The sequence below is a fragment of the Chryseobacterium sp. SC28 genome (genome assembly GCF_003932955.1).
Classification (GTDB): domain Bacteria; phylum Bacteroidota; class Bacteroidia; order Flavobacteriales; family Weeksellaceae; genus Epilithonimonas.
The window spans coordinates 222,873-232,153 of the sequence record NZ_QOVY01000002.1 but is presented as its reverse complement, the minus strand read 5'-3'; the positions used below and the strand labels follow the sequence as shown (position 1 = coordinate 232,153).

Here is a 9,281-nt window from a genome sequence, read left to right as displayed (position 1 = left end):
GAAAGACAAATACCGCTCGGCTTGCATGTGTTAGGCCTCCCGCTAGCGTTCATCCTGAGCCAGGATCAAACTCTCCATTGTATGTTTGTTCGTCTCCTATACTCAAACTCAATCTAAAATTGACGCTTTGGTTTTCTTACTTGGTTGTTATATGTTATGTCAATGAACGTCGTTCTTTACGCTTCCTCAGGATCTCTTTTTATCTGTATCCCCCAATTTGCGTGTGCAAAAGTATAAACTTTTTCTAATCCTACCAAATCTTTTTTATGGTTTTTTTCTCAACCTTAAAAATACTCAATAAAATCTTTCTAATCTTACTACACAAACCCAAATCATTCTAGTTTGGGAGTGCAAAAATACAGATTGTTTTTCTTATCTGGCAACTTTTTGTTTCGAAAATTTAAAGCGATTTTTCACATTTTTAAATTCGAAACTTAAACATTTGATACTTCTGCGCTGCTCTTTTAAAGCGGCTGCAAAAGTAGGAAGTTTTCTCTAATCTGCAAATCAATTTCTAATTTTTTACTGAACTTTTGACTACCGGCTTGGTTGTCAACTACATTAATTTCATATAGATTTTTAATTTGACTGAAAAATAGATGATTTATATCCTATAAAAGTCTTCAACAATCGTAAAACTTATTTGATTTCTAAATGACTAAAGTAGGCCTCGAGAATTTTTCTTTGCTTTGTTGTCAAGTTTGCTTTAGGATGATAACTCACATACGCCGGCAATGGCATCTCATAGCTTTTCACCGTGGCGGCGGCTTTTTCCATCGCATTTTCTTTGAGTTCTTTGCCGTATGAACCCCACTCGGAAAAGTTGAGGTGCGCGCGCCCATCGTTGATATGATCTTTTATCAGCCAAGAAATGGGTGCCACGTAGGCATACTTAGGATATTTGGTCTCATTGGAATGGCAATCGCAGCAAGCATTTTGCAAGATTCGTTTGATAGAATCCGGCGTCTTATAAATATCGACAAAATTAGTCTTTTTGCTGACCGGTTTATTCGCTCTGTCAACCGGAATAAGCTGCATTCCCAGAAAAATAACAGCAATCCATAATATTATCTTTTTCAATTGGCAACCTGTTCTTCTTTGGTGATATCCCAATCTTCGTTGATCTCCCACATCGGGCGGATGCTGATTTTGCTCATCGCTTCTTTATCCCCAGATTTTCTGAATAAATACACATCTTCCGCCAACAGTTCTTTAGAAAAATCGGAACTATCCCAAACGCCGTTCTCGTTGTTATCGACCAAGATTCGGAGCTTGTAAGTGCCCGGTTTCAGATTGATAAATTTAATATCCGCGAGATTGGTGTATTGCTGATAAGCCGGTTCATTTTTTTCATTTAGCAGCTGAATCCAGAATTTCTGAGAAGGCGGATTTTTCAAATGGACTACAAAACTGCCAAATTCTTCCGGCTTTGCCACTTCGAAATCAAAACGCACGCTTTCGCTCAATCGGTTGTAAAACGAGCTCAAGGTGTTTTTCGGGACAGTCAAATGGTATTTTTTCCCGGCAATGAAATCGGATTTGATGATCACTTGTGTAGAATCTCGCTCGGAAATCTTGGCCGTGAAATTTTGAGATAAGCTATCGGCCTCCAGTTTCCAGTTTTCGGGCTGGATTTTATTAATAATATAATTGGAAGAGAATTTAAAATCTGTTTCCGGGGCTAATTTATTAGAAAAAGGATTGGCGATAGTCATATCTTCTTTCGTTGGTTTCTTGTAAAAAATCGAAATGGTATCTTGCTTTGAGCCCGTATCGTAGGAGAATTTTAAGTTTTCGCTTACTGAGGTTCCGATATTTTCTTTGGCGGCATCAAACCAAATTTTGACGGAATCGGATCGCGATCTGTGCGTGATTTTGTAATCTGCCGGCTTCTCGCCAACCGTTTTCACAACTACTTTTTCGGGATTGCCATCAAATATCATTGTGACGCCACCGGTGGAAACCGTTGCTTCTTTGTATGTTACTTCTTTTTTTGATGGGAAAGATTTCAATTTCAGCCCGGAAATGCTGGTTTCGAGGTTGATTTCTTCTTTTAAGAAAGCCACATTTTCCTTCCCGTTATCGTAGATGGAATTCGAGTTTTGGTCATCGAAACCGATGATTCGATATTTCCCGGGTGTCAAATAATTCAATTCAAAATATCCATCGGGATCGGCTTTTGAAATATAATAAGGCTTTTGCCGATAATTCATCGTGTCTTTCACTTGATAGAGTCCAACAACGAGGTTTTTCTCCTTTCCGTCGTCATTTTTCTCATTTCCCAATGCATCTACAATTGTGCCGCTGATGTAAAGATCGTCCAACTTTTCTCCGGTGGAAAATGCAAAATTGAAATACGGCAAAACATTGCCTTCATTAAGATCCACCACAGAATTTCCGAAATTAAAATTATAAGTGGTGTTTGCCTGCAAGGTATCTTTCCATTGGATTTGCAAATATTTGTTGCCGATGGATGAAGGAATAATCTTGGTATATTGGATGGGTGGCGATATAATCAGATTTTTACTGATATCTTTCAGGCTAATATATTCATCAAAATCTATTCTCAGTTCTTTGATGTTTCTGGACACATTGACTCTCGTGGTATCAATATTAGAACCGATCATTTTCGGCGGAATCGAGTCTTTGGCGCCGCCCACCGGAGAGCCCACTCGGGCACAACTTACCAAAACAATCGATGCAAAAAGCCACAAGAGATACTGCTTCATCATTATATATGAGGTTAGAATTTGGAGATCAGATGTCTGACTAAAATCTTAATCAGCAAAAATAAGCAAACTTTGATCCTCCACCTTAAAAGCTAATCATTTTTAGAAACAAAAAAAAGAGTTCCAAAATCAGAACTCATTGTAAATATATTTCAAAATATCTTTGTCCGTTTCGGTAAGGGCGATGTTTCTGCGTTCCATTGCTTTTTCGGCCACGTCGTAGGCTTTGTCCAGCCGAAATTTCTCATCGCCTTTCATCCCGCCCCACGAGAAGCTGTCCACCAGATTGGGAGGAAATCCCGATTTGAAAATATTGGCCGCAACGCCAATCACCGTTCCTGTATTGAGTTGCGTATTAATCGCGGTTTTGGAATGATCGCCCATTATCAATCCACAAAATTGCAAGCCGGTATCGAGGAATCGCTTCTTTCTGTAATTCCAAAGTTTGACAGACGCATAATTATTTTTCAGGTTCGAGGAGTTGGTGTCTGCGCCCAGATTGCACCATTCGCCGAGCACGGAATTTCCTAAAAAACCGTCGTGACCTTTGTTGGAATATCCGAAAATGACGACATTATTGACCTCGCCACCAACTTTGGAATGCGGGCCAATCGTAGTGCCGCCATAGAGTTTGGTTCCGAGATTTATTTTTGAGCCTTCGCAAAGCGCAAGAGATCCTCGGATGTTGGATCCTTCCATCATTTCGGCATTCTTTCCGATGTAGATTTTTCCGGTTTTGCAATTAAGCGTGCAAAATTCTACAACGGCGCCTTCTTCTATAAAAAGATTTTCTTTTTCGCCAATGAATCCGTTGGTTGCTGATAATTCTTGAGAAGTTTTTCCATTTGTCATTAATTCAAAATCAAAATTAATCGCAAAATCGTTGTGGAAAAAGATATCGGTTGGTTGTTCTATGAATAATAATTTCTCTGTAATATCGGTCATTTTATTGATTTGATTAAGAGAAAAATTTTCCATATTGACATTCGCCACCAAAACTTCGTTGTCATAAACCAAGGCTTCGCCAGGCTTCAACGCTTTGATTTGCTGCAAAACTGCTTCCGACGGGAAGAAATTCGGGACGATGAAAAGACTTTGCGCTGGTTCCGGTTTCGGGAATTTCTCCTGAAGATAATTTTCTGTGATGTAGAAAACCTCGTCGATCTCGAGAAGTTTTTGCCATCTTTCCGAGAAAGTCAGGATTCCCATCCGCATTTCTGCGACGGGTCTTGTAAAAGTAAGTGGGAGAAAATCTTCCCAATATTGAGCGTCTGAAAAAACGAGCTGCATTTTTTAGATGTTAGATTTAATCTTATAACTTAGACAAAAAGTGTTTGAAATCTAATTTCCAACTTCTAAAGTCTAATTTCTATCTTTAGCAAAATTAACAAAAAAACCTCCCGGAAAATCCGAAAGGTTTGATATTTTATAAAATCTGCCAAAGATTATTTAGCGAATTTTTTGTATTTGTTCATAAACTTGTCTACTCTACCAGCGGTGTCCACCAATTTGGTTTTACCTGTGTAGAAAGGGTGCGAGCTAGAAGAGATTTCCATTTTTACCAAAGGGTATTCTGCACCTTCGAACTCGATAGTGTCTCTCGTTTCGGCGGTAGATTTGCAAAGGAACATTTCGTCGTTACTCATATCTTTGAAAACTACCAATCTATAATTTTCCGGGTGTATGCCTTGTTTCATTTGGATTTATTTTTTCAATTATCAAATGAACCTTGCGGTTTCATTTTTCAGATGTTATAATATTCGTTATCGTTCGTGAGTAGTGGACTAATGGATCCTACGACTCTGGTTTTGAGGATGCAAAAATAGGAATTTTTTCTTAGTTTCCAAATTTTTTAATCCATTTTCATTATTTTTTCTTGAAACGGTGGATTGCATTCACCGTAAAATCCGACAGAACCAATTTTCCGCTGATTTCAGCACGTTCACTTAGAAGTTTGTCCCAATCTTCGGTTCCTTTCCAAAACATCTCTTTCAGTTTTCGCATTGCTTCGGGGTTGGAATTTGCTAATTTTTCTGCCAGAATTTGGATTTCTGCATCCATTTCCTCGGTGGTTTCGTACATATCCTGGAACATATTTTTCTCTCTCGCCCATTCTGCAGAGTAAAATTCGGTCGAATTAATAGCCAATTGAGCAAAAGCCGAAGTTCCAATCTTTTTTTCAACAACCGGCCCGATCACGAAAGGCCCGATTCCGATAGCCAATTCACTCAATTTAACAGAAGCATTTTCTGTAGCGAAAGTATAATCCGCCGCACACGCAATTCCAACGCCGCCTCCAACAGCTTTTCCGTGAATTCTTGCAATAATGAGTTTAGGGGATTTTCGCATCGCATTGATAACATTAGCAAATCCTGAGAAAAATGTTTTCCCGGTTTCAAAGTCTTGAATGGAAATCAGTTCGTCGAAAGATGCGCCTGCACAAAAGGCTTTTTCGCCACCGCTTTTCAAAATGATAACTTTTGCGTCGTCATTCTTTCCAATTTTTTCAATTTCTTCTACAAGATTTTTAAGCTGCGCACTCGGCATCGAGTTGCTTTGCGGATGGAAAAACTCGATGGCTCCGATTCCGTTTTCTATGGTTGATTTTACGTAAGCTTCCATTATTTTATTTTTGAAAGTAAAGTTTTATTCATTTTTAATTTTATATTGTTTCTCAGTAAACTCTAAAACATTTTTGAAATATGTTTCCAGATTCACAAATTCTTGTTCTCCTGCCATCCAATTCGCAAATTTCCAATATTTCCATTTCTCATTTTCATTTTTTGGTGGAATTAATAAAAAATATTGTTCCTCATCTTTTCCAGCAACTAAAATGCTATTTTCAAGTTCTGGTAAATTATATGCTTCAATAGTAAATTTATCAATGTTCTTTAAATAATCAATTTCTTCAACCTTCATAAAACTTGGTTCAACTGAATTAGGAGCTATGAAACCATTAGTAATTTGAAGAAACATTTTATAATCTTCCGGAAGTTTAATATTTAATCTTTTCTCTGTGTTAATAATCTGTTCCGATGAAACAGGTTCAAATCCCAGCCATTGATTCTGAATCTGATTTTTTGTTACAGATTCTTTTACTTCTCCAAGTCCAATAGATAAAAATGAAATCGCAAGTAATAATTCTTTCATTAATATTTCATTTTAAATTGAATTGTTGCGTTGTTTGTTTGTTCTAGTTTTTACTCTTGATTAAGCTTTTTCACCATCGTCAAAATCGTAGCAATCGCGACAGTTTCTCCGGTTTCGTCATAAACATCCACGAGCCAGCGTACGATTCCTTTGGCAATATCATCTTCGTCGCGTTTTTCCTGACTGATTTTTTCTTTGCAGGTAAACCGAACGCCAATCGTTGTGCCGGGATAAACGGGTTTTACAAATCGGCAATCGTCCAGCCCGTAATTGAGTAAAACCGGACCTTTTCTCGGATCCACAAATAATCCCGCTGCTTTGCTCAGAACAAAATAGCCGTGCGCTACCCGGCCTTCGAAAATAGTTCCTTCCAAAGATGTGGCGTCCATATGCGCATAGAAATTGTCACCGGAAACATTGGCGAAATTAGTAATATCTGCTTCGGTAACCGTATGTTTTGCCGTGATGTAAGTCTCGCCGATCCTCAGTTCTTCAAAATGTTTCCTGAATGGATGAATATTGTCCTCAAACTGTTTTCCGCCATATTGATATTGCTGCGTGATATGCGTCAAAGTCGTTGGCGAACCCTGAATCGCCGTGCGTTGCATATAATGAAGAACGCCACGTTTTCCGCCCATTTCCTCGCCACCGCCTGCTCTTCCCGGACCGCCGTGAACCAGCATTGGCAAAGGCGAACCGTGACCTGTACTTTCTTTCGCGCAATCGGAATTGAGAACTAAAATCCGCCCGTGCATCGATGCAGCTCCGAGGACAAATTCTCTTGCAAAATCGTCATCCGCAGTCACAACAGAACAGCAAAGCGAACCTTTTCCCATTCTTGCCAACTCAATCGCTTCATCAATATTATGATAAGGAATAATCGTACTGACTGGCCCGAAAGCTTCAATATTATGGCAATCTGTATATTTAAAAGGGTCTGAATTAAGGAATAAAATCGGGGGAATGAATGCGCCTTTGTTTTTATCCGCACCTTTCACATCAAAATCGTCCAAATTTCCGAAAACAATTTCCTGAGTTTTGGATAATTCGTGAATTTTTCCGGAAACTTCTTTCACTTGGTCTTTATTCGCCAAAGCGCCCATCCGTACGCCTTCGACATTCGGATCGCCGATGACAACGGTGGAAAGTATTTGTCCGAGCGCAATCTGAACATCCTCTACCAAATTGACAGGCACTAAAATCCTTCTGACCGCCGTACATTTTTGCCCGGCCTTGGTCGTCATTTCACGAACTGCTTCTTTGATGAACAGATCAAATTCCGTAGTTCCGGGTTTTGCATCTTCGCCCAAAACCATTGCGTTTAAAGAATCGGCTTCCAAATTGAAAGGCACCGATTCTTCGATAATTTTTGGATGAGATTTCAGCATTTTCCCAGTGGAAGCGGAACCTGTAAAGGTCACAACATCTTCACTGGTCACACTTTCCAGAATTCCGTTGGCCGAGCCGCAAATCAATTGCAAACTTCCTTCTGGTAAAATTTGGGAAGCGATAATTTCTTTAACCACAACTTCTGTCAAAAAACTTGTTGCTGTTGCAGGTTTCACGATTGCCGGAACGCCAGCGAGAAGATTGACCGCAATTTTTTCCAACATTCCCCAAACCGGAAAATTAAACGCATTGATATGAATCGCAACCCCACGTTTCGGCGTGCAAATGTGGTGACCAATGAACGTTCCTTCCTTGGAAAGTTTTACCGATTCGCCATCTATATAATAAGGTAAGTCGGGAAATTGTCTTCGAAGTGATGCATTCGCAAAAAGATTTCCGATGCCACCTTCGATATCTACCCAGCTGTCCGCTCGGGTTGCGCCGGTTGCCCAGCTCACTTTGTAGAAGGTTTCTTTCTTTTCCAAAAGATGAAAAGCGAGTTTCTTCAACATCAATCCTCGTTCCTGAAAAGTCAGTTTTCGCAGAGCCGGACCGCCAATTTTTCTGGCGTAATCCATCATTTCAGCAAAATCCAAACCTTTGGAAGTTGCCGTTGCCACCAAATCGCCGTTGATGGAATTGTACAGAGCCTGCCCTTCTCCCTCACCTTTTGTCCATCTGCCGAGCGCGTAATTTTCTAGTTGCATAATATTTTTTTGTATTGATGTATGATGTAAAATGTATTAATGACCTAAAATAAGTTCAATGTCAATCGTAAATACATTTTACGATTCACTAAACTTTCTCAATAATCACCGCAAAACCTTGTCCCAAGCCAACACACATAGTGACTAAAGCATATTTTTTATTTTGGTTTTGAAGCTCATACATTGCCGAATTTAGGATTCTGGCACCGCTCATTCCAAGTGGATGACCAAATGCAATCGCGCCGCCGTTCGGATTGATTCTGGAATCGTTGTCATCCAATCCCCAAGCTCGGATGCAGGCTAAACTTTGTGCAGCGAACGCTTCATTCAATTCAATAATATCAAGATCATTGAAAGTCAATCCTGCTTTTTGCAAAGCTAATTCTGCTGCTTTCACAGGACCAATTCCCATAAATCTGGGTTCTACACCGACAACTGCACTGCTTACAATTCTTGCTTTTGGCGTTAATCCAAATTCTTTAATCGCATTTTCTGAAGCTAACAAATTAACTGCTGCGCCATCGTTCAATCCCGAAGAATTTCCCGCCGTAACTGTTCCATCTTTTTTGAAAGCGGCTCTTAATTTTGATAAGCCTTCCAAAGTTGTATTATTTTTTGGGAATTCATCTTTATCGAAAATCAAATCGTTGCCTTTTTTTTGAGGAATATTAATTGCCACAATTTCTTGAGACAATCTTCCATTGTCCTGAGCCAATTTAGCTTTTTGTTGAGAATTGAAGGCAAATAAATCCTGGTCTGCACGGGAAATATGATCGCGCTCAGCCAGATTTTCTGCCGTTTGGCCCATCGCCTCTGCGCCGTACATTTCTTTCATTTTCGGATTGATGAATCGCCAGCCGAAAGTGGTATCGTAGATTTGTGCATCGCCACCAAAAGGACTTTCCGATTTTGAAATGACCAGTGGTCCGCGCGTCATATTCTCGACGCCGCCGGAAATCATCAAATCGGCATCGCCAACCTGAATGGCTCTCGCTGCATTAATCGCTGCCGACAAACCAGAAGCGCAAAGCCTGTTGACCGTTTCGCCGGGAACGTGATAGTCCAAACCCGAAAGCAAAGCCGACATTCTTGCGATATTTCGGTTGTCCTCGCCGGCCTGGTTGGCACAACCTAAAACGACGTCGTAGATTTTACTTTGGTCGATATTCGGGTTTCTTTCCAATAAATTTTTGATGACAAAAGCCGCCATATCATCGGGACGAACGGTGGATAAACTCCCTTTCAATTTTCCAATCGGCGTTCGGATGCCATCTATTATATATGCATTGTTCATTTTTTATGATTG

The 9,281-nt window shown here is 39.9% G+C and carries 8 protein-coding genes and 1 rRNA gene; all 9 read right to left on the bottom strand.

Features of this window, described 5'->3' with window-relative positions; genetic code table 11:
• Positions 1 to 81, bottom strand: a 16S ribosomal RNA gene (locus tag DTW91_RS02610); the annotation flags it as partial.
• Positions 82 to 639: 558 nt separating this feature from the next.
• Positions 640 to 1,080, bottom strand: a complete 441-nt coding sequence (locus DTW91_RS02605) for a heme-binding domain-containing protein (protein ID WP_228412623.1) — start codon at positions 1,078 to 1,080, stop codon at positions 640 to 642.
• Positions 1,077 to 2,732, bottom strand: a complete 1,656-nt coding sequence (locus DTW91_RS02600; RefSeq protein WP_228412622.1) for an Ig-like domain-containing protein — start codon at positions 2,730 to 2,732, stop codon at positions 1,077 to 1,079. The genes DTW91_RS02605 and DTW91_RS02600 overlap by 4 nt, the downstream gene beginning before the upstream one ends.
• Positions 2,733 to 2,858: 126 nt before the next feature.
• On the bottom strand, positions 2,859 to 4,019 hold the full coding sequence (locus DTW91_RS02595; RefSeq protein ID WP_125201854.1) for a GlmU family protein: 1,161 nt from the start codon (positions 4,017 to 4,019) through the stop codon (positions 2,859 to 2,861).
• A 155-nt stretch (positions 4,020 to 4,174) separates the two neighbouring features.
• Complete coding sequence (locus tag DTW91_RS02590) at positions 4,175 to 4,426, bottom strand: type B 50S ribosomal protein L31 (RefSeq protein WP_125201853.1); 252 nt, start codon at positions 4,424 to 4,426, stop codon at positions 4,175 to 4,177.
• A 169-nt stretch (positions 4,427 to 4,595) separates the two neighbouring features.
• Positions 4,596 to 5,351, bottom strand: a complete 756-nt coding sequence (locus DTW91_RS02585) for an enoyl-CoA hydratase/isomerase family protein (protein ID WP_125201852.1) — start codon at positions 5,349 to 5,351, stop codon at positions 4,596 to 4,598.
• Positions 5,352 to 5,375: 24 nt separating this feature from the next.
• Positions 5,376 to 5,879, bottom strand: a complete 504-nt coding sequence (locus DTW91_RS02580; protein WP_125201851.1) for an SMI1/KNR4 family protein — start codon at positions 5,877 to 5,879, stop codon at positions 5,376 to 5,378.
• A 50-nt stretch (positions 5,880 to 5,929) separates the two neighbouring features.
• Entirely contained in the window at positions 5,930 to 7,975 is a 2,046-nt protein-coding gene (gene paaZ, locus DTW91_RS02575) for a phenylacetic acid degradation bifunctional protein PaaZ (RefSeq protein WP_125201850.1), read from the bottom strand.
• 88 nt (positions 7,976 to 8,063) lie between these two features.
• The gene (gene pcaF, locus DTW91_RS02570; RefSeq protein WP_125201849.1) at positions 8,064 to 9,269 is read right to left on the bottom strand and encodes a 3-oxoadipyl-CoA thiolase; all 1,206 of its coding nucleotides are present in this window, start codon (positions 9,267 to 9,269) and stop codon (positions 8,064 to 8,066) included.
• Positions 9,270 to 9,281 lie beyond the last annotated feature (12 nt).